The 22,314-nt window shown below is 72.7% G+C and carries 20 protein-coding genes; 13 read left to right on the forward strand and 7 right to left on the reverse strand.

The window, feature by feature from the left end:
- Positions 1 to 56 precede the first annotated feature (56 nt).
- The 4 genes from ACH4FX_RS16180 to ACH4FX_RS16195 all read left to right on the forward strand — a co-directional run bounded on the left by ACH4FX_RS16180 (position 57) and on the right by ACH4FX_RS16195 (position 3,479).
- A complete protein-coding gene (locus ACH4FX_RS16180) occupies positions 57 to 377 on the forward strand; it encodes a DMT family transporter (protein WP_398479278.1) in 321 nt (106 codons plus the stop codon).
- Entirely contained in the window at positions 377 to 916 is a 540-nt protein-coding gene (locus tag ACH4FX_RS16185; protein WP_398479280.1) for a TetR/AcrR family transcriptional regulator, read from the forward strand. Before ACH4FX_RS16180 ends, ACH4FX_RS16185 begins: the two co-directional genes overlap by 1 nt.
- Before the next feature lie 337 nt (positions 917 to 1,253).
- Entirely contained in the window at positions 1,254 to 2,243 is a 990-nt protein-coding gene (gene dapD / locus ACH4FX_RS16190; RefSeq protein WP_398479282.1) for a 2,3,4,5-tetrahydropyridine-2,6-dicarboxylate N-succinyltransferase, read from the forward strand.
- Positions 2,244 to 2,645: 402 nt separating this feature from the next.
- Positions 2,646 to 3,479 carry an EI24 domain-containing protein gene (locus ACH4FX_RS16195; protein WP_398479284.1) on the forward strand — a complete coding sequence of 278 codons (834 nt, stop codon included), beginning with the start codon at positions 2,646 to 2,648 and terminating at the stop codon, positions 3,477 to 3,479.
- On the opposite strand, the gene dapA is transcribed toward ACH4FX_RS16195, so the two are convergent.
- Complete coding sequence (gene dapA, locus ACH4FX_RS16200; protein WP_398479286.1) at positions 3,436 to 4,341, reverse strand: 4-hydroxy-tetrahydrodipicolinate synthase; 906 nt, start codon at positions 4,339 to 4,341, stop codon at positions 3,436 to 3,438. The genes ACH4FX_RS16195 and dapA overlap by 44 nt on opposite strands.
- A 69-nt stretch (positions 4,342 to 4,410) precedes the next feature.
- Entirely contained in the window at positions 4,411 to 6,276 is a 1,866-nt protein-coding gene (locus ACH4FX_RS16205) for an endonuclease/exonuclease/phosphatase family protein (protein ID WP_398479288.1), read from the reverse strand.
- A gap of 242 nt (positions 6,277 to 6,518) precedes the next feature.
- Between ACH4FX_RS16205 and ACH4FX_RS16210 the strand changes: the two genes are divergently transcribed.
- Positions 6,519 to 8,018 carry a hypothetical protein gene (locus ACH4FX_RS16210; RefSeq protein ID WP_398479290.1) on the forward strand — a complete coding sequence of 500 codons (1,500 nt, stop codon included), beginning with the start codon at positions 6,519 to 6,521 and terminating at the stop codon, positions 8,016 to 8,018.
- Between the two features lie 94 nt (positions 8,019 to 8,112).
- On the opposite strand, the gene ACH4FX_RS16215 is transcribed toward ACH4FX_RS16210, so the two are convergent.
- Together ACH4FX_RS16215 and ACH4FX_RS16220 are read right to left on the reverse strand one after the other, a co-directional pair.
- Entirely contained in the window at positions 8,113 to 8,553 is a 441-nt protein-coding gene (locus tag ACH4FX_RS16215) for a hypothetical protein (protein ID WP_398479292.1), read from the reverse strand.
- A gap of 26 nt (positions 8,554 to 8,579) precedes the next feature.
- A complete protein-coding gene (locus tag ACH4FX_RS16220; protein ID WP_398479294.1) occupies positions 8,580 to 9,746 on the reverse strand; it encodes a hypothetical protein in 1,167 nt (388 codons plus the stop codon).
- 472 nt (positions 9,747 to 10,218) lie between these two features.
- Between ACH4FX_RS16220 and ACH4FX_RS16225 the strand changes: the two genes are divergently transcribed.
- The 5 genes from ACH4FX_RS16225 to ACH4FX_RS16245 all read left to right on the forward strand — a co-directional run bounded on the left by ACH4FX_RS16225 (position 10,219) and on the right by ACH4FX_RS16245 (position 15,461).
- Positions 10,219 to 11,670, forward strand: coding sequence for an alkaline phosphatase PhoX (locus tag ACH4FX_RS16225; RefSeq protein WP_398479296.1), 1,452 nt, complete (start codon positions 10,219 to 10,221; stop codon positions 11,668 to 11,670).
- Between the two features lie 107 nt (positions 11,671 to 11,777).
- Positions 11,778 to 12,896, forward strand: a complete 1,119-nt coding sequence (locus ACH4FX_RS16230) for an LLM class flavin-dependent oxidoreductase (RefSeq protein WP_398479298.1) — start codon at positions 11,778 to 11,780, stop codon at positions 12,894 to 12,896.
- Positions 12,897 to 13,003: 107 nt separating this feature from the next.
- Positions 13,004 to 13,642 (forward strand): HAD family hydrolase, encoded by a 639-nt coding sequence (locus ACH4FX_RS16235; protein WP_398479300.1) that lies wholly within the window; start codon positions 13,004 to 13,006, stop codon positions 13,640 to 13,642.
- Positions 13,643 to 13,745: 103 nt separating this feature from the next.
- Positions 13,746 to 14,945, forward strand: a complete 1,200-nt coding sequence (locus ACH4FX_RS16240) for a helix-turn-helix domain-containing protein (RefSeq protein ID WP_398479302.1) — start codon at positions 13,746 to 13,748, stop codon at positions 14,943 to 14,945.
- Positions 14,946 to 15,155: 210 nt separating this feature from the next.
- Complete coding sequence (locus ACH4FX_RS16245) at positions 15,156 to 15,461, forward strand: hypothetical protein (protein WP_398479304.1); 306 nt, start codon at positions 15,156 to 15,158, stop codon at positions 15,459 to 15,461.
- 168 nt (positions 15,462 to 15,629) lie between these two features.
- Here the strand turns inward: ACH4FX_RS16245 and ACH4FX_RS16250 are convergent, their stop codons facing one another.
- From ACH4FX_RS16250 to ACH4FX_RS16260, 3 genes are all read right to left on the reverse strand, one after another.
- Complete coding sequence (locus ACH4FX_RS16250) at positions 15,630 to 16,898, reverse strand: TerD family protein (protein WP_398479306.1); 1,269 nt, start codon at positions 16,896 to 16,898, stop codon at positions 15,630 to 15,632.
- An 82-nt stretch (positions 16,899 to 16,980) separates the two neighbouring features.
- Positions 16,981 to 17,253 carry a GlsB/YeaQ/YmgE family stress response membrane protein gene (locus tag ACH4FX_RS16255; RefSeq protein ID WP_398479308.1) on the reverse strand — a complete coding sequence of 91 codons (273 nt, stop codon included), beginning with the start codon at positions 17,251 to 17,253 and terminating at the stop codon, positions 16,981 to 16,983.
- Between the two features lie 169 nt (positions 17,254 to 17,422).
- Complete coding sequence (locus tag ACH4FX_RS16260; RefSeq protein WP_398479310.1) at positions 17,423 to 18,232, reverse strand: NAD-dependent epimerase/dehydratase family protein; 810 nt, start codon at positions 18,230 to 18,232, stop codon at positions 17,423 to 17,425.
- Positions 18,233 to 18,624: 392 nt separating this feature from the next.
- Between ACH4FX_RS16260 and ACH4FX_RS16265 the strand changes: the two genes are divergently transcribed.
- From ACH4FX_RS16265 to ACH4FX_RS16275, 3 genes are all read left to right on the forward strand, one after another.
- Positions 18,625 to 19,572 (forward strand): 5-dehydro-4-deoxyglucarate dehydratase, encoded by a 948-nt coding sequence (locus ACH4FX_RS16265; protein WP_398479312.1) that lies wholly within the window; start codon positions 18,625 to 18,627, stop codon positions 19,570 to 19,572.
- Positions 19,572 to 20,957 carry a hypothetical protein gene (locus ACH4FX_RS16270; protein ID WP_398479314.1) on the forward strand — a complete coding sequence of 462 codons (1,386 nt, stop codon included), beginning with the start codon at positions 19,572 to 19,574 and terminating at the stop codon, positions 20,955 to 20,957. Before ACH4FX_RS16265 ends, ACH4FX_RS16270 begins: the two co-directional genes overlap by 1 nt.
- A 428-nt stretch (positions 20,958 to 21,385) precedes the next feature.
- Positions 21,386 to 22,294 carry a hypothetical protein gene (locus ACH4FX_RS16275; protein ID WP_398479316.1) on the forward strand — a complete coding sequence of 303 codons (909 nt, stop codon included), beginning with the start codon at positions 21,386 to 21,388 and terminating at the stop codon, positions 22,292 to 22,294.
- Positions 22,295 to 22,314: the final 20 nt, after the last annotated feature.

Genomic DNA, 22,314 nt, shown 5'->3' on the forward strand with positions numbered 1-22,314 from the left:
ATCGCGGTCCTCCGCTTTATGTACGGCCGTACGCATCGTTGTGTACGCTCGTACGTATGGTGTACGTGACGCTTGCCGGGGCGATCCTCTCCGAGATCCTCGCGACGACCGCGATGAAGTACAGCGACGGCTTCAGCAAGCTCTGGCCCTCGCTGGGCACCGGGCTGGGGTACGTCGTCGCGTTCCTGCTGCTCGCGAAGACGCTGAAGACCATGGACGTCGGTACGGCGTACGCGATCTGGTCCGGGGCCGGGACGGCCGTCGTCGCGGCGATCGGCATGGTGTTCCTGGGCGAGGCGGCGACCGCGGCGCGGATCATCGGGGTGCTGCTGGTGATCGCCGGCGTCGTCGTACTGAATCTGGGCGGAGCGCACTGATGCCGCGCCGCTACGACCCCGACCGGCGGCAGCGGATCGTCGAGGCGGCGATCCGGGTGGTGGGCGAACGGGGGATCGCCGGGCTCAGCCACCGGGCGGTGGCCGCCGAGGCGGACGTGCCGCTCGGCTCGACCACGTACCACTTCGCCTCGCTGGACGATCTGCTGATGGCGGCGTTGCGGCAGGTCAACGGGGAGTGGCTGGCCGGGATCGAGGCGTGGGCGCGCGGCGTGGACCCCGCGGCCCCGCTCGCCGACGAGCTGACCCGGCTGGTCGAGGAATCGCTGGCCGGGGACCGGGCACAGGTGGAGCTGGAGTACGAGCTGTACCTCGCGGCGCTGCGCCACGAGGCGGTACGGCCGCTCGCGGCCGAGTGCCTCGACACGATGGCCGAACTGCTGCAACGGCGGACCGGCGACCCGGGGATCGCGCGGGCGCTGGTGGGGCTGATCGACGGGCTGATGCTGCAACATCTGCTGACCGGGCGGAAGTTCGACCGGGCGGAGACGCGGGACGCGGTGGCGCGGGTACTGGGCTGACCCGTCCGGCCGCTGGTGCGCCCTGGCCGTCCCGTCCTCCGGGAAGCCGGTCCGCTCGAAGCTCGCGGCCGGGTTTTGTCATCGGGCCCCGGGTCCGGGTTCCGCAATCCGGTCCGGGGTCCGGGCCCCGCATCCCGCAATCCGGTTCGGGGGCCGGACCCTGCATCCCGCGACCCGGTCCGGGGCCCGCGCCCCACGCCCCCGTCCGGGGCACGCACCCCGCGACCCAGCGGAGCCCGGCCCGGCATCCGGCGACCCGGCCCGACCTCGGCCCCTCCGCGTCCCGTCCCCCGGGACCGGTTCGCCTCGGCGGGCCCCGTCCGGTTAGGTTTTCGACATGACCGATGCTGCTACCTCCCGTACCACCGGCGCCGTCGCCGCCGGGCTCGCCACTGTCGCCTCCGACGGCACCGTCCTCGACACCTGGTTCCCCGCGCCGGAACTGGTGGCCGCCCCCGGCCCGGCCGGGACCGAGCGGCTGACCGCCGAGCGCGCCGCGGAGCTGCTCGGCGAGGCCGCGCCGAAGGCGGTCGGTCCCGACCCGCGCCGTGGTGTCGAGGTCGTGGCCGTCCGTACGGTCATCTCCTCGCTCGACGACAAGCCGCTGGACGCGCACGACGTGTACCTGCGTCTGCACCTGCTCAGCCACCGGCTGGTCAAGCCGCACGGGCAGAGCCTGGAGGGCATGTTCGGCCTGCTGGCGAACGTCGCCTGGACCTCGCTGGGCCCGGTGGCCGTCGACCAGCTGGAGACCGCGCGCCTGAACGCCCGCGCCGAGGGCCTGCACCTCCAGGTCACCAGCGTGGACAAGTTCCCGCGGATGACGGACTACGTCATGCCGGCGGGCGTGCGGATCGCCGACGCGGACCGGGTGCGCCTGGGCGCCCACCTCGCCGCCGGCACCACCGTGATGCACGAGGGCTTCGTCAACTTCAACGCCGGCACGCTCGGCACCTCGATGGTCGAGGGCCGCATCTCCGCGGGTGTCATCATCGGCGACGGTTCGGACATCGGCGGCGGCGCCTCCACCATGGGCACCCTGTCCGGCGGCGGCAAGCAGATCATCTCGATCGGCGAGCGCTGCCTGCTCGGCGCCGAGTCCGGCATCGGCATCGCGCTGGGCGACGAGTGCGTGGTCGAGGCCGGCCTGTACGTGACCGCGGGCACCCGTGTCACCATGCCCGACGGCCAGATCGTCAAGGCCGCCGAACTCTCGGGCGCCGACAACATCCTCTTCCGCCGCAACTCCACCACCGGCGCCGTAGAGGCCCGCCCGAACAAGGCGAACTGGGGCGGCCTGAACGACGTTCTGCACAGCCACAACTGAGCTCTGGTGCCGCATCCGGCACCGGCGCCGCACCCGGCACGCACCGCGGCCCGGCGGGGATCCCCTCCCGCCGGGCCGCGGTCGTGTGCGGCGGACGCTGTGGCCGGTATCGGCCGGTGCCCGGCGGGGGCCGGATGGGCCACCACGGCGGGACGGTGGCCAACGGACCGGCCGTACCGTGAGGCGTCATGAGGCTGGGCAAAGCGCTCGCTGTCGGCGTCGCGGAGAATGTGGAGCTCGCGGAGGACGTGGAGCACGCGGAGGGCGCGGCCGGGGCGGGCCGGGGTGGGCTGGAGCAGGGCGGGGTGTCGTGCGCGTTCGCGGACGCAGGGCGACGTTTCGTAACCGTATCCGTACCGCATGGGGACGGACGCCTGCCACCGGCCAGCTACGCTGACCGGCATGCGCGATCTTGTGGCGGGAACGGGGTACCTGGGGAAGGGGCAGCGCTGGGTTGCCCGGCACGGCCGGTGGTGGGGGTTCGGGATGATTCCCGCCCTCATCGCGCTCGTGCTGTACGCGGGGGCGCTGGTCGCACTGGCCTTTTTCGCGGGTGACCTCGCGGCCTGGGCGACGCCCTTCGCCGACGGCTGGGGTTCGCCCTGGCAGGGGATGCTGCGCGGACTGTTCGTCGCGCTGCTCTTCGCGGGCGGGCTGCTGCTGTCCGTGCTGACCTTCACCGCCGTGACGCTGCTGATCGGCGACCCCTTCTACGAGGCGCTGTCCGAGCGGGTCGAGGAGTCCGAGGGCGGTGGCCCGTCCGGGCCGGACCTGCCGCTGTGGCGGGAGCTGTGGATCTCGCTCAAGGACAGTGTGCACGTCCTGGTGCGCGCCGCCGCTTTCGGTGTGCTCTTCTTCGTGCTGGGTTTCCTGCCGGTGGTCGGGCAGACGGTGGTGCCCGCGATCGGCTTCTGCGTCTCCGGCTTCTTCCTCACGGTGGAGCTGACCTCGGTGGCGATGCAGCGGCGCGGCATCCCCGTACGGGAGCGGCTGCGGATGCTGCGGGGCCGCAAGGGGCTCGCCGTCGGGTTCGGTACGCCGTTGGTGCTGCTGTTCCTCGTCCCGTTCGTGGCCGTGTTCCTGATGCCCGGCGCGGTGGCCGGCGCGACGCTGCTCGTCCGGGACCTGACCCAGGAGGACGAGGGAGACCAGGAAGCCGAAGTGGCGGAGGGTACTCAAGAAGCGGGCGGGACTACTGCCGGGCTGCCTTCAGGGCCGCCAGCAGCCCGGTGGTGACTTCCGGCCCCGCCGCCAGCAGTGGCGCGCGGACCGGGCCCGCGGGCAGACCGAGCGCGTTCAGCAGCGCCTTCGCGGTGACCGCGCCGGGGTGCTCGGTGTCCATCATGGCCTCGATGAGCGGGACCAGGGCCAGGTGGCGGCGGGTGGCTGCGGCCGGATCACCCGCGTCGTAGGCGTCGAGGACCGCCCGTATCTCCCACGGCGCGGCGTTGGCGACGGTGCTGACGCAGCCCGCGGCCCCGGCGGCCCGCAGCGGCAGGATCTGCTCGTCGCACCCCGCGTAGTACGCGAGACCGGTCGCGGCCAGCACCTTCGCCGTCTTCATCAGGTCGTACGCGCAATCTTTGACGCCCCTGACGCGCGGGTGTTCCGCGAGGCGCAGCAGGGTGCCGGCGGCCAGCGCGGTGCCCGTGCGCCCGGGGATGTCGTAGAGCATCACGGGCAGGCCGGTGGCGTCCGCGACCGTGCGCAGGTGGTGCGCGGCGGCCTCCTGGCCCGGGCGCGAATAGGGCGGGGGGAGTACGAGCAGGCCGTGGGCGCCCGCCCGCTCGGCGGTACGGGCCAGGCCGACGCCGTGCCGGGTGTCGCCGGTGCCGACCCCGGCGGTGATCCGCGCCCGGTCGCCGACGGCTTCGACGACGGCCCGCAGCAGGGCCTCCTTCTCGGTGTCGGTGGTGGTCGATGACTCGCCGGTGGTGCCGCTGAGGATGATGCCGTCGCAGCCCTCCTCGACCAGATGGACGGCCAGCCGCTGGGCGCCGTCGAGGTCCGGCGCGCCGTCGGCACGGAACGGAGTGATCATGGCGACGGCGGTACGGCCGAAGGGCGGCGGCGACGCGGCGCTGCTCGGTGTGGTCATGGAGCGGAGTCTGTCCCCACCGCCGACTTCAGGTCTACTTAGATGTGCTGGCAGGAAGCTTAAGAACTGCTACCGCTTCAGACGGAGGATCTGCGGGTCGTGGTCGCTCGACTGGTCGGCGTACTCGGCGTTGATGTGGACGATGTCGTAGTCCACGCGGCGCAGGTGGCGGCTGGTGAGCATGTGGTCCAGCACCTGGGAGTTGCCCTGGTGGACGTAGCCGTAGCGCTCACCGTGCGGCAGCCGGCCGACCAGGTCGGTGAGGACTCCGTTCCTGGTCAGGGCCTTGAGCGCGGGCGAGAACTGGTAGTCGTTGAGGTCGCCGGCCACCACCACGTCGGCCTTCGGGTCCACGGCGAGGATGTCCTCGACGAAGCCGCGCACCGCCTCGGCCTGCTGGATCCGCTGGGTCTCCGAGGTGCGGGCCGGGGGCTGGAAGCGGCTGTCGAGGCCCTGGTCGCCGCCCTTGGAGTTGAAGTGGTTGGCGACGACGAAGACCGGGCGGCCCCGGAAGCAGAACTGGCCGACGAGCGGCTTGCGGCTGTTCGCCCAGGCCGCGTTGCCGGGGTCGATACGGCCCGGCGAGGCGGACAGGCGGGGCTTGCCGGCCGGGCCGGTCACCTTGACGGGGGTGGTGGCGTCGCCCCCGGCGACATCGGTGAAGGAGACCCGGTCGGGGTTGTACAGGAACGCGGTCCGGATGTTGCCGCCGGGCTGGCCGCCGTCCTGGTTGTTCACCGGGTCGATCTGCCGCCAGGCGTAGGACGGGCCGCCGGCCGCCCGCACCGCGTCGGTGAGCCGCTTGAGGGTGGCGTCCGCGGAAACGGTTCCGTCGTCCGTGGTCCCGTTGTCGTCCTGCACCTCCTCCAGCGCCACGATGTCCGGCGACGCGAGGTTCTTCACCAGCGCCTCGGCCAGCCGCGCGAACTTGGCGGGCGGCGTCCTGGGGGAGAGATTCTCGACGTTGTACGTGGCCACCGCCAGCTCGTCGGCGCGCTGCCGGCGCGTGGTCTCCCGGGCCGGACCGCGGTCGGTGAGCGTGCCCAGCTCGGTGGCGGCGATCCCGTACCCGCCGAAGTCGTCGTAGTCCAGCGGGCCCGCGGTGGTGCCGGACAGCAGGTCGCCGGTGTCGGCGACCGGGAAGGGCCGCTGCGCGAACGGGATCAGCGAGGTGATCTTGATGCGGCCCGGGTTGGGGTCCTGGTACGAGCCGTAGAGCGCGCCGCCGCGCACGGTGCGGTTGTGCCGGGGCTCGGCGGTCGCCCACAGCTCGTGGTGGGTGTTCGTCGGCCCGACGACGGACGCGTTCGCGAGCGAGACCCGCATGCCCTCCAGCGACTCGTAGCGGTCCAGGGCGTACGAGCGGGGGCGCAGCGGCAGGCCCTCGATGCTCTTGCCGCCCGCGGACGGGGCGTAACGGTCCGGCACGGTCGAGGGGTTGAGCGGGAAGGCGGCCGGGAGCGGGTTGCCGGAGGAGGCGACGGTCCAGGTGGCGCCGGTGATCTCGGTGACGGACTGGAGCCCGGCCCGCTCGCCGCCCGGGTAGTACTCGCTGACCGTGCCGGAGACCCGTACGGAGTCACCGACGGCGACCTCCGGCGTCTGCTTGCCGGTGAAGACGAAGACCGCCTCGCTGGTGGCCGGGTCGCGGTCCGGCCGCGGGTCCTGCACCCAGAAGCCGCGGGCCGAGCCGAAGGCCCGTACCGCCGTGACCGTACCGGGCACGTCGGCGACCTGCTTGCCCGCGAGCGGCGACAGGCGGGTCGTGCCCTGGACGTCGTGGATGCGCAGGGCCGCGGCCGACGCGGACTGCGGGACCGCGAGCAGCCCGCCGGTCAGCGCGGCGGCGACCACCGCGGGCAGCGTCGCGGACCTGCGCAGGGCGCGGCGGCGGGGCGTACGGGTCGGATCGTGCGGCGGTATCTGCGCGGACACGGCGGGCCTCCGGAAGGCGGGCGAGGGGGAACGGAAAGGAGCGCGAGAAGACGGAGAAGCGGCGGAGCGGAAACGGTCCGGCCGTCTCTACGCGCGTCAATCTCTTGTGCGCTCGCGGCAGTTGTCAAGGTTCGCCGGGTGTACGGGCGCGGAAGCCAAGGTGAACCGCCCGAGATGCACGGAATTCCGTCTACGCTGGGGCTTCGCACGAGCCGTAGTCCGCACGAGGAGCTGAACCCGAGATGTCCGCAGACCGCCCCACCCTGCCGCCGGTGCGGCTGCACTCCGACGCGGAGCTGGCGCGGGACGCGCTGAGCGCGCCGCTGTTCGCCCGGGCCGCGCAGCTGGCCCGCTGGGCCGAGCCCGGCGTCCCCGTCGGCGTCGGCGGCGAACTCCTCCAGGAGCAGCTGGCCGCCGCCGTCGACCACCTCGGCCTGAGCGCGGACGAGGACGGCGCCGGGTACGCCGCCGAGGCCTGGCGGCTGGCGGTCGACACCGGCCTGGTGGAGATCGAGGAGACCGCGGAGGCCGACGGGGAGGGCGACACGCTGCCCGACGACGCCGCGGCCGGCACCGCCGCCCCCGGCGAGGAACTGCCGCTGCTGACCTCCGGCAGCCCGCAGGACATCCTGGACATCTGGCTCGGCGGCATGGAGACCGTGCTCGCCGACGCGGTGGCGCCCGACCTCTCCGACATCGCCGACCAGCTCGCCGAGGGCGGCGAGCTGGATCTGGACGCGATCGACTGGAACCCGGAGGAGGAGGCCGAGCTGCTGGACGGCATCCTCGGCAACCTCTACCTGCTCACCGCGCTGAACGAGGACCCCGAGCAGGCCGTGCCGCTGCCCGCCCTCGCCGCCTCCATGATCGTGCCGGACGACATGGACGAGCCGACCGACGACATCCTCGAAGAGGTGTCGGAGGCGATGATGCGGCTCGACGACCAGTTCCGGGTCCTGGAGCCGATCGGCCTGGTCGCGTACCAGCCGGTGGACGAGGCGCTCATCGAGGAGCTGGACGAGGACGGCGCGACCACCCGGGTCCCGGAGCCGCTGGAGGACGAGGACGTCTCCCGGTACGGGATGGTCCGCCTCACCCCGCTGGGCGTCTACGCCGTACGGGCCCGGATGCTGGACGCGGGCGTGGACGCCCCGGCCGTCGGCGACCTCACCGACAAGGGCGCCGACGTGCTGCTGGACGCCCTGCCCGGCTACCCGGAGCCGCTGGCGCAGGCCGAGTCCGAGCAGTGGCTCGCGGCCCGCAAGCCCCTGGACGCGGCCCGCGACCTGCTCGCCGCCGCCCACGGCGACGACGAGAACGGGCCGCTGCGCCGGCTGGCCTGCCAGCAGACGCTGTCGCTGGCCGGGCCGGAGGCCGAGCCCGCGCTGCGCGAGGTGCTGGACGACAAGCAGCTGGGCGGCCTGGCCCGGGTGTGGCTCGCCGAGCACGGCGCCACGGACGTCCCCGAGCCGTCCCAGGACATGATCTTCTGGCTGACGGTGGACACCATCGCGGCGCAGCTCGGCGCGGCCGACGCCGTCGAGGAGAGCGCTGCCGAGCTGCGTGCCCTGGTCGAGGGCCTGGTCGGCCAGCACAGCGGCTTCTTCGAGGCGGCCTGGCGGGTGGACCACCCGGCGACCGCCGACGTACTGGAGGCCATGGGCCGCCTCCACCCGGACAAGAAGACCGCCAAGGAGGCCCGTAAGGCCGCCTTCAAGGCGCGCTCGCGTCAGGGGAGTTGAGCCTCCGGCTCGCCCGGGCGGCCGTGACCGGCGGGCGGCCGGGGCACTCCGGTGCTCCCGCCGCCCGCCGGCGTCCTCCGGCGGCGGCGCGCCGTCAGCACACGAGCTGCGTCGTGTGGTTGAACGAGGTGGACTGCCCGTTGAAGCCGTAGGTGCCGCGGTAGGACAGCGGTACCTGGAACTGGCCGATGATGGTGACCGTCGCGGCGCAGTTGCCGCCGCTGCCCGGCCGCTTGGCGTCGATCCGCAGCGAGCTGCCGATCGAGCCGCCGGTGATGTCCCACGGGGCGCCGCAGATGCCGGTGGTGATCCGGCCGCCCGTGATGACGTTGGTGTTCGGGTTGTAGTTGATCTCCATGTCGAAGGTGAGCCCCTGGTTGTGGAGCGCCATCTTCTGGGTGACCTGGAGGGCCTCGGCCGAGACGTCGCGCTGCAGGGCGAACGCTTCGTCACGGGTCTTGACCTCGGAGCCCTGGGCGTTGACGAACTGCTGCTCGCGGCCCGTCCCCTTCCTCTTGTGCGCTGCGCTTGTCATGACTCTCCCTCGGACTCGGCGGTGGGTCAGGCCAGCTGCTCGGCGACCTCGACGCGCAGCAGCGTGCGGACGGTCTCGATGTGGTTGACGACGGTGACCGTCGACGAGCCCGCGAAGAGCAGACCGACCGCGACGTCGTCGAGCGAGGTGACCAGCGAACCGGAGTCGCCGCCCGCCGAGATGTTCGTGGTCATGATCTGGTCCTTGAAGCGCGCCGTGCCGGCCGTGCCGTAGTTGACGTCGACCGTGGCGTCGGTGGAGACGATCCGCCCGAAGCTGATGTTGGTGGTCCGGCCGGTCTTCTTGACCAGGTCGCCCACCGCCACCGCCGACTTGCGGCGCCACGCGCGCGGCGCGCCGCTGAAGTACTGCTGCCGGGTGGCGTCCTCGAACTCGATCTTCGCCAGCGCCGCGTCCACCACGTTGTTGTGCTGCGTCAGCGGGATCTGCGGGGCGAACTGGATCGAGATGAAGCGGTCCAGCGTCCCGATCCGGTCCGCGGGGTCCGTACCGCCGTCGAACTTGCCCGGCTGCAGTACGGCGCTGCCCAGCGGCGCCCGGTTGGAGTCCGCCAGGACGTGGTTGTTGCTCAGGATGTAGAACGTGCCCGGTACGCCGAGGCCGGGCGCCGGCGGGTTGGTCGCGGCGCCGGGCAGGAAGTCGTACACCACGCTGCCCAGCGTGCCGGCGGTGACCTGCACGTTGCCGACGGAGAAGCCGGCCGGGCAGGGGCGCATCCGGCGCTTGAGCAGCTGTGGCTCCAGGGCGCTGCCGAGCCGGCTCAGCTCTTCGAGCAGCGGCTGGGCGAGCGAGCCCATCCGGCCGCCGTTGCCCATGCGGCTGCCCTGCTCCTCGGCGAGCGACCGGCCCTGCTGCCCGCCCGGTACGCGCTGCTGCTGCGGCTGGGCGGAGATGTGGCCGACGGCCAGGACGTCGGTCGGGGTGCCGTCGTCCATCTCGCGCGGGATCACGTCCCGCTCGGGCAGCATCGACTCCGGGACCTTCTGCGTGACGAAGACCAGGACGGCTTCCTCCCCGGTGGGCTCACCGTTGGTCCACTTCACGCCGTGGCCGAAGCCGACGACGTTCGCGGTCGGGTTCTGCGGGTGCATGAAGTCGGACAGTGCCTGTTGGCGGGAGGTGTCGCTGACCTGACCTCCGGTGGGACCGCGCATCATCTCGGGCTGGTTCACACCAGACCACCTCTTCCCCGGGTGGGCGTCCCGCGCGGCTCTCAGCCGTGTGTCGGTGGTACGCGTGCGGACTCCTGCGCACGGGCGGCTACGGCTGCGGGGCGGGACCGCGTTCGCTTCACGAGCCCGGGCCGGGTACGGCGGCGGGCTCTCAGGGGAGGACGGGAACCCGGCACGGACCGCTCCCCGGGCAACTCCGTGCAGCCGCGGGTGCGCCGCCCTCCCTACGGGTGATGCAGGTAGGGACTGTCTATTGCCGGGCCGGTCGGCGGTCAAGGAGGTACGCGATAAATCTTGCGCTTGCTGCGCAGATGCCGCTGATGACCTTGTTTACCATGGTTTTCCGGGTCGGGAGGAAACGCTTTCCGACATCGCGGTGTGGTGCGGGGTTCAACCGGTGTTCGCCGCGGCGCGCAAGGGTGTGCGGCGCACGGACAGGACACCCACCGGAACCGGCCGTCCAGGAGATGACATGCCGCTCACCCGCAGAGACTTCGCCAAGCGCTCCGCCGTCGCCGGTGCCGGCGTCGCGCTGACCGGCAGCGTGGGCGTCCTGGCCACCGCGCCCGGCGCCATCGGGCAGGAGGTCCCGGAAGCGGACGCGCCCGCACCGGCCGCCGGCGCACGAGGGCGCGCGCCCGGGTACGGGCCGCTGCTCGACGACCCGGCGGGCGTCCTCGCCCTGCCCGCCGGATTCACATACAAGATCATTACCCGGGCCGGTGTCACCAGACTGGAGAGCGGCGAGCCCACCCCCTCGAACCACGACGGCACCGCCGCCTTCGAGGGCCCGCGCGGCACCACCCTGCTCGTCAACAACCACGAGCTGAAGGGGCCGCGCGCCAAGTGGCCGCACCCGGTACCGCTCGCCGAGGGCCTGGTCTACGACCCGGCGGCGGCCGGCGGCTGCACCGTAGTGGAGATCTCCCGGGACGGCTCGCACGTCGCCGAACGGGTCGGCATCGCCGGCACCTCGACCAACTGCGCGGGCGGACGCACCCCCTGGGGCACCTGGCTGACCTGCGAGGAAACCGAGGACAAGGCCGGCCAGAACGGCATGACCAAGGACCACGGCTACGTCTTCGAGGTCGATCCCCACGACCCTCGCGCCGCCCGCGACCCCCGGCCCATCAAGGCCCTGGGCCGCTACGCCCACGAAGCGGTCGTCGTCGATCCCCGACGCGGCCACCTCTCCCTCACCGAGGACGCCGACCGCCCCAACGGCCTCTTCTACCGCTGGACCCCGCCGCACGGCTTCCGGCACGGCCGCGGACGGCTGCGCAGGCTGGCCGACGACGCGGGCGTGCTGGCCGCGCCCCGCTGCTACGACTCGGGCGGCCGGTTCGTCGACGACCTCTCGCGCGCGACGAGGACCGGCACGGTGTACGGCGTCGACTGGATCGAGGTGCCCGACCGCGACGCCCGCCGCACCCCCGTACGCAAGCAGTTCGCCGACGGGCTGGTCACCCGCGCCCGCAAGCTGGAGGGCATGTGGTGGGCGGACGGCGGCGCGTACATCGTCGCCTCGTACGCCCGTGAGGAGAGCCCGGTCCGCCACGACGGCCAGGTCTGGTTCTACGACCCGCGCCGCCGCACCCTGACCCTGAAGGTGCTGCTCGGCGTCAACCCCGCCCCCGCCGAGGACGGCGCCTTCGACGGACCCGACAACATCACCGTCTCCCCGTACGGCGGCCTGATCATCGCCGAGGACGGCGCGGGCGTTCAGCACCTGTTCGGGGCCACGGACGATGGCCGTATGTACCCGATCGCCCGCAACGACCTCGACACCGGCACCCCCGAGAAGCCCGAGTACAGCGAATTCACCGGCCCGGTCTTCTCACCCGACGGCCGCACCCTGTTCGCCAACATCCAGGAACCGGGGATCATGCTGGCGATCAGGGGGCCGTGGCGACGGCAGGGGTGACGGGGCGGGGCATGCGGCGGGTCCTCGGGCCCGGCCCCCCGGGGAGCCCCAAGCCGGGAGCCCCGCCCCGGGGAATCGTGGCCGGTCCCGTGCACGTTGCACCAGGTGTGAGCACGCGGAGCAGTACGACGAGCCAGACGCCCGGACAGCCGGCCGGGGAAACGGCGGGCACGGCGGCCGAGCGGCCGACCGGGCAGCCGTCCCCCCGCCTCCGCACCCCGTTCTCCCTCCTCGACCGCTCCCGCACCCGCCAAGGGCATCCGGAAGCGGCGGCCCTCCGCGACACGGTCGACCTCGCCCGGCACGCCGAAGCGCTCGGCTACCACCGGTTCTGGGTATCCGAGCACCACAGCGTCCCGGGCGTCGCCGGCTCGGCACCGACCGTGCTGGCCGCCGCGGTGGCCTCCGCGACCTCCCGCATCCGGGTCGGCACGGGCGGCGTCATGCTGCCCAACCACCGCCCGCTGGTCGTCGCCGAACAGTTCGGCGTCCTCGCCTCCCTCTTCCCCGGCCGTATCGACATGGGCCTCGGCCGGTCCGTCGGCTTCACCGACGGCATCCGCCGCGCCCTCGGCACCGACAAGGCCGCCGCCGACTCCTTCGCCGCCCAACTCGCCGAGCTGACCGCGTACTTCACCGACGGCCCGCGCCCCCACCCCCAGGTGCACGCCCGCCCGGCGGAGGGCCTGCGCGTTCCCGCGTTCGTCCTGGCCACCGGCGCGGGCGCGGACATCGCCGCCCGCGCCGGCCTGGCCCTGGTGATCGGCGACCTGCGCGGCCGGGAAACGATGCAGGAGGCCATCGACCGCTACCGCGCCGCCTTCGAGCCCTCACCGCTCTGGCCCCACCCGTACGTCATCGTCTCGGGCACCGTGGCCGTCGCCGAAACCCCCGAAGCGGCCCACCGCCTCCTGCTCCCCGAAGCCTGGTCGATGGCCTACTCCCGCACCCACGGCGTCTTCCCGCCCCTGGAACCCGCCGAGTCGATCACCGCCCGTGAGCCGGACCTCTCCCCGAAACAACGCGCCTTCTACGAATCCGCCCTGACCGGCCACATCCACGGCACAGAGCCAGAGGTAGCCGCCCAACTGGACACACTCCTCACCGAGACCGAAGCCGACGAGTTCCTGGTGACGACGAGCACGTACGACCGCGCGGGACTGCTGGAGTCGTATGAGCGGTTGGCGAGGGTGGTGGGGGCGACGGGGGCGGCCCGGGCGGCCTAGGCAGCGCGCCGACCACGCAGCCCGGAACCGTCCGAGGGCGTCCGGGCCGTACCGTACGCCGGTGGGCGCACGTGCTGGTCGGGCCGCACCGCCCCTAGGCTGCGGGAATGATCGAAGCAGTGGTGTTCGACGTGGGAGAGACGCTGGTCAGTGACGACCGATACTGGCACGACTGGGCGGACTGGCTGGATGTCCCTTGGCACACTCTCTCCGCTTTGGTGGGAGCGGTGGTCGCGCAGGGCCGGGACAATGCGGACGCCGTCCGTCTGTTGCGTCCCGGGATCGACCTCGCTGCCGAATACGAGGCGTGCGAAGCAGCCGGGCGGGGCGAGTATCTCGATGAGACGGACCTGTATCCGGATGTGCGGCCCGCATTGACATCACTGCGTGCGGCCGGGGCCAGAGTCCTGATCGCAGGGAATCAGACTGCCTCTGCCGGTGCACTGCTCCGCGGCCTGGAGCTGCCGGCCGATGCCATCGCGACATCAGGGGAGTGGGGAGTCGCCAAGCCGCGGCCCGAGTTCTTCGACAAGGTCATCGATCTCGCCGGTGTCGCCCCGGAATGCATTCTGTACGTCGGTGATCACCCTGCCAACGACATCATCCCCGCGCACGCGGCCGGCCTGCGGACCGCACACGTGCGTCGTGGCCCGTACGGAATCCTGTGGGCGTCGAGTCCGGAAGCGAACCTGGCCGACCGGCGGATCAACGGCTTGGACGAGTTGGTGGACATCATCACGAGCTGATGGGGCGTCAACGGCTGGTATTCCACTCGTAAGGGCGACTTGCCCGCGTCGTGGCAAAGGGCGCGCGTTACCGTGCGGAAGGCGGCCCGAACGGAGTGCGAATATGTATGCCGACGCCTCTACCGGTACGGGAAAGCGGATCGCATACCAGCGTCGGCTGGCCCGTCGCACACAGCAGGAACTCGCCTGTGCGGCAGGCATCGCACTGGGAACCGTGCGCAAGACCGAGCGGGGGGAGCGGGGCGTCGGCGAAGCCGTCCTGGACGCCATCGCGGCGGCGCTCGGCGTCGATGTGACGTGCTTGCTGCCTCGGCGTGACCGCGCTGAAGACCGGGTGCACCGGGCCATGCCCGAACTGTCTGCGGTCATCGCCACCTACGACATGCCCGGGGATGGAAGGACACGTTCCCTCGATGAGTTGCGGGAAGCGGTCGCCGAGGTCGTCAGGTGGCGGCTCGCGGCTCAGTACGGGCTCAGTACGTGCGTATTTCCCGTCGGGCTCCGGACCTTCTCGCCGAACTCGGACGTGCCTTCCACGACGGGCCCGCGAAGTGCCGGACGGAAATCACCCGAATTGCTCGTCGCCGCGTACCGGTCCGCCGATGCCGTCGCGTACAAGTACGGTGCGCATGACCTGTCCGCCCGTCTCATCGGCATCATGGGGTGGGCTGCGGTGCAGGCGGAGAATCCACTGCTCGAAGCCATGGTTGCCTATACGCGGACGGAGACGTATTTCGCCGCTCAAGCTCATGCGGCGGGTCTGCGGGCCCTGGAAGACGTGCTGGACGCCGTCCCGCAGCGCCCGGCCGGTCCGGTGGCCGTCGCCGTACGGGAAGCCCTGCACACGCGGGCCGCTGTCATCGCCGGTCGTGCCGGGAAAACGGATGTTGCTGCCGCTCACCTTTCCGACGCGCGTTCCCTCGCCGCGCACATTCCAGAAGTCACTTACCAGGGGACCGTATTCGGCCCGGAAACCGTGCGCATCCACGAACTGTCCGTCGCCGTCAGCCTGGGCGAGGATTTCGCACAGCAGGCTCTCGATAGGGTCGGTTCCTGGGCTCCGTCAGTTGCCCTCACTGCGGAACGCCGATCAGGTTTTTGCATCGAATTGGCCCGGGCCCAGCTCTGGTCGGGCCGGCCGGACCAGGCTCTTGTGTCTCTTCAGACAGCACGGCAGATTGCTCCGCAGCACACCCGCGAACATCTGTGGGTGCGCGAGGACGCCGCGACCCTGCGCCGTCTGAAGCGTGGCGATGCCGAGAGTCTGTCGAAGTTCGCCGAATGGTGCGGCGCGGGCCGGTGACCGGGCTACCCCGCGCAGGGGTACTTGTGCCCCTCGCGGCAGGTCAGCATCTCCTCGTCCGAGCGACAGGAGACCGCAGTGATCACGTACCGTACGTCGTCCAGCGCAGTTCACGTACCTCCCTCGGTGGGCACTCCATGCCTGCCTCCCTCCACCCCTCCCGCCTGGGTCCCCCGCGGAGCCGGCCTGCGCGTCGTACGCGATGCGGCCGTGCTCGGCGTGGACGTGGTGTGGCTGCCACTGTCTGCGGGGGAGAGGGTGCTCCGGGAACTGGGAGCGAAGTCCGGGGCGGTCATCGAAGATCACCGGCGTCCGGCCGGGGTGTGCTGGATGGTGCCTGCCGGTACGGGAGGTGGGGCGCGACTTCCCCTGTGGGAGGGGGCTGCCCTGTACGTGCCGGGGCTGGAGATGCGGAACGAGCGGCTGCGGTGGCGGGTGCGGCCGGAGCGTGGGGCACTGGTGACGAGTGCGGTGGCCTCGCGGGCGGCGGTCCTTGCGGTGGAGACCGTACGGTGATCGGCTGCGCGGACTGCGGCAGGGTGCGGAACGTGACCGTGATCGGGACCGTGCACGCGGCCAGTGGGGGCGGGGCCGGTATCGGGCTGTGTGCGGAGTGCGAGGGGAAGCGGGAGAGACGGTGGCGCGGGGGCGGCACCCGTCTGCGCAGTGCCGCCCCCAGTGGGATCAGAGCGCCGCGCCCCCCGGCTTCACCATCCCCCGGACCGTGCGGGCGTCGATGAATTCGCCGAGGGCGGTCATTTCCCATTCGCCGGAGAACTGGCGGATGAGTTTGGCCATCATGACGCCGGTGCGGGGCTCGGACTGGGTGAGGTCGAAGCGGACCAGTTCTTCGCCGGTTTGGGCGTCCAGCAGGCGGCAGTAGGCCTTGGCGACGTCGGAGAATTTCTGGCCGGAGAAGGAGTTGACGGTGAAGACCAGGCCGGTGACCTGCGGGGGGATGCCACCGAGGTGGACGGTGATGGATTCGTCGTCGCCCGCGCCCTCGCCGGTGAGGTTGTCGCCGGAGTGCTGGATCGCGCCGTTCAGGATCTGGAGTTTGCCGAAGAAGCAGTTGTCGACCTTTTTGCGGTCCGGACCGTAGGCGATCACGGAGGCGTCCAGGTCGATGTCCTTGCCGCGGTAGGCGGGCTCCCAGCCGAGGCCCATGCGGACCGAGGACAGCAGCGGCCGGCCGCCCTTGACCAGGGAGACGGTCTGGTTCTTCTGGAGGCTGACGCGGCCCTTGTCGAGGTTGATCTTGCCGGTGCCCGGCGCGGGGGCGGGAGCGGGGGCCGGAGCGGCTGCCGCGGGCGGCGGGGCCATGGGCGCCGGGGCGCCGGTGGGCGGCCCCCACTGCGCGGCGGGCTGGGCCGGGGAGGCGGGCGGCGCCGGAGGTGCCTGCGGGGCCGGAGCAGCAGGAGCGGGCGCGGCCTGCGGGGCCGGGGCGGCCGGGGCGGCGGGCTCCTCGACGGAGACGCCGAAGTCGGTGGCGATGCCGGCCAGGCCGTTCGCGTAGCCCTGGCCGACCGCGCGGACCTTCCACGCGCCGTTGCGCCGGTAGATCTCGACGACCACCAGGGCGGTCTCCGGGCCGAGCTGCGGCGGGGTGAAGGAGGCGATGACGCTGCCGTCGTCGGCGTTGCGGACCGTGCCGGTCGGTTCGGTGCCGGCGAAGGTGGCGCCGGGCGCGTCCAGGCTGGCGGTCACGACGATCTTCTCGATGCCGGCCGGCACCGCGGCGGTGTCCACCGTGATCGTGTCGCCGGCGCCGCCCGCACCGGACGTGTGGGTCACGCCCGGGCCGGCCGGCTGGTTGTAGAAGACGAAGTCGTCGTCGGAGCGCACCTTGCCGTCGGCGGTGAGCAGCAGGCCCGACACATCGAGCCGCACGGGCGCGGTGACGTCCACCGCCACCCGCGAGGCGGTGAGCGGGAGGTTCGAGCCAGGAGTCATAGCGGTCATGCCGGGGATAACGAGTGGCCTTCCTTTGCGGTTCCATTACCGGGGGCCGGACGGGGTGCCGCCCGGCCGGCGGTCAGCGGCGTTCGCGGCTGTTGCCGAACAGCAGGCGGTAGGCGATCAGGAGGACCAGGGAGCCGGCGATGGCGGCGATCCACATCGACGGGTCGTAGAAGTCCTTCGGTATCGGCTTGTCCAGGATCTTCGTGGAGAGCCAGCCGCCGATGAAGGAGCCGACGATGCCGATGAGGGTGGTGCCGACGAGCCCGCCCGGGTCCCGTCCGGGCAGCAGGACCTTGGCGATGACGCCTGCGATCAGTCCCAGTACGAGCCAGCTGACGATGCCCATGGTGCGTTCCTCGTTCCTACAGGGTGCTCCGGCCCGGTGACACGGTCTTCCTGCACGGTGTGGCGGATGTTTGGTACGTGCACAAGGACGCTGTGCGGGCGTGGTGGGTTGCGCGGACCCTTCCGGCGTGGCATGGGCCACGTCGGCGGCCGACGGGCCGGACGGGGCTTCAGTACGGCCAGATGGGCGGATCGACGCAGAAGGCGCCGCCGAGGTGGGCGTGTTCGGGGTTGGCGGGGTCGAGTTCGCCGTGTGCCGCGATGAGTTCGGCGGCGTACTGCTCGGAGTCGTCCTGGGGTGTGTAGCCGAGGGCGCGGGCCGTGGTCAGATCCCACCACAGGCGGGTGTTGGCGGAGGACCCGTAGACGACGGTGTGGCCCACGCCTTCGGCGGTGAGCGCCGCGTGCAGCAGGCGCGCGCAGTCGGCCGGGCTCAGCCAGATCGAGAGCATGCGGACGGTGGTGGGGCGCGGGAAGCAGGAGCCGATGCGGACGGAGACCGTCTCGATGCCGTGCAGGTCCCAGTAGAGGGAGGCGAGGTCCTCGCCGAAGCCCTTGGAGAGGCCGTAGAACGTGTCGGGGCGGCGCGGGGTGTCCACCGGGATCGCGCCGGAGCCGTCGGCGGGGCGCGGGGTGAAGCCGACGGCGTGGTTGGAGGAGGCGAACACGACGCGGCGCACGCCTGCCTCGCGCGCCGCCTCGTAAAGGTTGTAGGTGCCTTCGATGTTGGCGCGCAGGATCTTCTCGAAGGGGGCTTCGAGGGAGATGCCGGCCAGGTGGACGATCGCGTCCACGCCGCGTACCGCCTCGCGCAGGGCTTCCTTGTCGGCCAGGTCGGCGGTGATGGCGTCCGGCGCGTCCTCGATGGTCCGCTGGTCGAGCAGCCGGAGCCGGTAGCCGTACGGGGGCAGCAGCCCGCGCATCAGGGTGCCGAGGCCGCCGGCGGCGCCGGTGAGCAGGACGGTGCGGGGTGCGGGCATGGTGCGGACTCCTCCGGCCGGGCCATCGGCGGTGCGGTCGGCCGCCGGCCGAAGTGGAGCGGAGGGGCGCCGGGCCCCGCACCGGTCGGGTGCGGCTCCATCCGCGGATGGCGTTCAGGTGGGTGGACGATCGCAGCCACCGTAGAAAGACCGGGGGGTGGGGTCAAGACACGTGGCGGGGCGGGCGGGCGGTTACGTGGCGGGACACGCGAATCCGCCTGTGGGGCGGGCGGTTCGGCGCCTTGACCGGCCGGGAGCGCTGCCCTAGCGTGAGCGCGTTCAGAAATATGGACATGGGTCAGCGACTTGCACTGGGATGGCGTCGCAGCGACGACGTGCCCGTGTCCTGAGCGACGTGCCCGCCTCCTGTACGAGCATGCCAGGGAGAGCCCGTGACCCCAGCCCCGCCGCTCGCCGAGCGCCTCGACGGACTGCTGTTCTTCCCCGTGACCGCGTACGGACCCGACGGCGCCCTGGACCCGGCCGCCTTCCGCGCCCACGTGCGCCGGGGCATCGACGCGGGCGCGGCCGCCGTCTTCGCCTGCTGCGGCACCGGCGAGTTCCACGCGCTGACGCCGGAGGAGTTCGGGGACTGCGTGGCCGCCGCGGTCCAGGAGGCGGCCGGGCGGGTCCCGGTGCTGGCCGGCGCCGGCTACGGCACCGCGCTCGCGCTGCGCTTCGCCCGCCTGGCCGAGGACGCGGGCGCCGACGGGCTGCTGGCCATGCCGCCGTACCTCGTCACCGCCGACCAGGCGGGCCTGCTGCGGCACTACACGGAACTCGCCGCCGCCACCGCGCTGCCCGTCATCGTCTACCAGCGCGACAACGCCGTCTTCACCCCCGACACCGTCGTCGCCCTCGCCCGCACCCCCGGCGTCATCGGCCTCAAGGACGGCCTGGGCGACCTCGACCTGCTCCAGCGCATCATCAGCGCCGTACGGACCGCGGCGGAGGGGCGGGAGTTCCTGTACTTCAACGGGCTGCCGACCGCCGAACTCACCGCGCCTGCCTACCGCGGCCTCGGCGTCCGCCGGTACTCGTCGGCCGTCTTCGCCTTCGCCCCGGAGATCGCCACCGCCTTCCACCGCGCCCTCGCCGACGGCGACGACGCGACCGTCACCCGGCTGCTGGACGGCTTCTACCGGCCACTGGTCGAGCTGCGCAACCAGGGCCGGGGCTATGCGGTCTCGCTGGTCAAGGCCGGGGTCCGGCTGCGCGGGACGGACGTCGGTGGGGTACGGGCGCCGCTGAGCGATCCGGCCCCCGAGCACATCGAGGCGCTGGCCGCGCTGATCGAACGGGGCCTGGCGCTGGCCGGAGGGCCGGCGGGCGGCCGGTGATGCGCGCCGCCGCGTTCCTGTACCCGTGGGACGTGGTGGGCGACCCGGACGCCGCCCGCCGCGTCGCGGACCTCGGCGTCCAGCAGGTCACCCTGGCCGCCGCCTACCACTCCACCCGCGCGCTGACGCCGCGTCACCCCCGCCGCCGTGTCGTCACCGCCCGGCACGCGGCCGTCCTGTACCCGCCCGACACCGGACGCTGGGCGGGCCGCGCCCTGCGCCCGTACCCGCAGGACTGGGCGGCGGGCCCCGACCCCTTTGGCGAGGCGGCGCGGGCGCTGACGGACGCGGGCCTGGAGGTGCACAGCTGGGTGGTGCTGGCCCACAACGGGCGCCTGGGCGCCGAGCACCCCGCCATCGCCGTACGCAACGCCTACGGCGACCGCTATCCATGGGCGCCCTGCATCGCCCGCCCCGAGGTCCGCGCCTATCTTCGCGACCTGGCCGCGGAGGCGGCGGTACGCCCCGGCGCGCGCGGCACCGAGCTGGAGTCCTGCGGCTGGTACGGGCTGACACACCTGCACGCGCACGACAAGACCGCCGGCGTGCCGCTCTCCGGCGCCGCCCAGTACCTGATGTCGCTGTGCTTCTGCGAGGTCTGCGCGGCCGGGTACACCGGGCTGGGCGTAGCGGCGGAGGAGGTGCGGGGCGCGGTCGTACGGGCGCTGGAACCGGTGTGGGCGGGCGGGGACGGCGCAGCGGGGGAGCAGGGCGGCGGCCGGGCGGGGGAGTGGCGCGGGGTCGGGAAGCTGCTCGGCGGCGAGCTGTCGGGGCTCGTGAGCAACTGGCGGGACGGCGCCGCACGCACGCTCCGGCGGGAGGTCGTCGCAGCCGTACGGGAGGCCGCGGGTGTGCGGGGAGCTGTGGATGTACGGGATGCCGCGGGCGTACGGGGCGCTCCGGATGTACGGGATGCCGCGGGCGTGCGGAGTGCCGGCGGCGGCTTCCGGGTCCTGCTGCACGCCGACCCTGCCCCGCACCGCTGCGGCGCGAACGCGGGCGCCGACCCGGCGGACGTCCTCGCGCACACCGACGGGGTGGTGGTGCCGTGCACCGGTGACGAGGCCGCCCGTGCCGACGCGCTGGCACCGTTCGCGGCGGTGCGCACGGCAGCGGCGGCGGGCGACTCCGTACGGCCCGTCCCGGCAGGCCGTACGAACCCGCCCGCCGCTCCCGTCGTCGCCGCCAACCTCACCGTGGTCACCGCCATGGGCGGCAGCCCCGGCACCCTCGCCGCCGACGCCGCGCACGCCGCCGCCCTCGGCGCCGACGAGCTGCGGCTCTACCACGCGGGCCTGGCCGGGGACGGCGATCTGGCGGCCGTACGGCGCGAGCTGGCAACCCTGCGCCGGGTTCCCGACGGCGCGCGCAATTCCGCGCTCTGAAATTCCGGCGAGCGGCGGCGAAAACACGAAAACGCACCGGAAGAAGTGCGAAAACACGCCGGGACAATGGTGGCCGTCGCCGTCGTATTCGGATTCCCTCCCGTGGTCCGGGCGTTGACCGAGCCCGGCAGCAGGGCCGGGGTACCGCGCCGTATTCGGTGGTACCCGACCGTCGGGGGCCCGGCCGGAGAACCATCCGCCACTCTTCACGATTCTCCTTCGGAACGGGAACGAAAACCGCCGCGCCCATTCCGATCGGACCGCACCGCGCGGTGATCTACTACAACGCATTCCGTGTCGCGGCCCCGTGTTCCCTGCGGCACGCCGCGCACCGGAGCACGGCAGCGTGCGGGCCACCGCGGGCGTTCCTGCGCGCTCCGCGCGGACGACGGCGCGCACGACCACGAGAAGACCCTGGAAGGAACGTCATGACACAGCGCATCCTCGACCTCGACCGGGAAGAACTGGCCTCGCTGCGGGGGCGGGAACTGACCGAAGCGGTCGCGGCGGCCGAGGGCCGCACGATGATCGCCGAGGTCTTCGCCGAGCGCGCGGCGCTCTCCCCGCACCCCGGCGGCGGCGCGGGCGTGCACAACATCGAGCTGGTCTCCGCCTTCGGCGCGGACATCGTGCTCCTGAACCTCATCGAACGCGCCTGGGACGGGGAGTGTCTGCGGCTGCCCGGCCTGGGCACGTTCACCAGCTTCGCCGACCTCGCCTCGTACGTGGGCCGCCCGATCGGCGTCAACCTCGAACCCGGCGACGTCCCGGAGATCCGCCGGGCCGGGCCGGAACAGGCCCGGCGGCTGGTCGACATGGGCGCCGCGATGCTCTGTCTGACCGCCAATCCCGGCACCGGCGGCAGCTTCGAGGGCCTGGCCCGCGTCACCGACGGACTGCGCGGCGCCCTCGGCGACGACGTCGCGCTGTGGTCCGGCAAGATGCACCACGCGGGGCACCCCGAGCGGATCACCGCCGGGCGGCTGACCGCGCTGGTGGACGCGGGCGCCGACGGTGTCGTCCTGCCCCTGCCCGGCACCATGCCCGGCATGACCAGGGAGCGGGCGGCCGAGGCGGTCGCCGCCGTCCAGGACGCGGGCGCGGTGGTGATGGGGGCGATCGGTACGAGCCAGGAGGGCGCGCACGCCGACATCGTGCCCCAACTGGCGCTGACGGCCAAGGAGATCGGGGTGGACGCGCACCACTTCGGGGACGCCTTCCTGCCGGGCATGTGCGATCCCGAGCTGCTCTACGACTACTCCGTGGCGGTCCGCGGCCGGCGCCACACCTGGAACCGGATGGCGCTCAACGGGCGCGGCAACCGCATCCCGGCCTGAGGGGCGCGTTCGGGGGGACC

The organism is Streptomyces sp. NPDC018019 (assembly GCF_044327805.1).
In the GTDB taxonomy this organism is placed as follows: Bacteria; Actinomycetota; Actinomycetes; order Streptomycetales; family Streptomycetaceae; genus Streptomyces.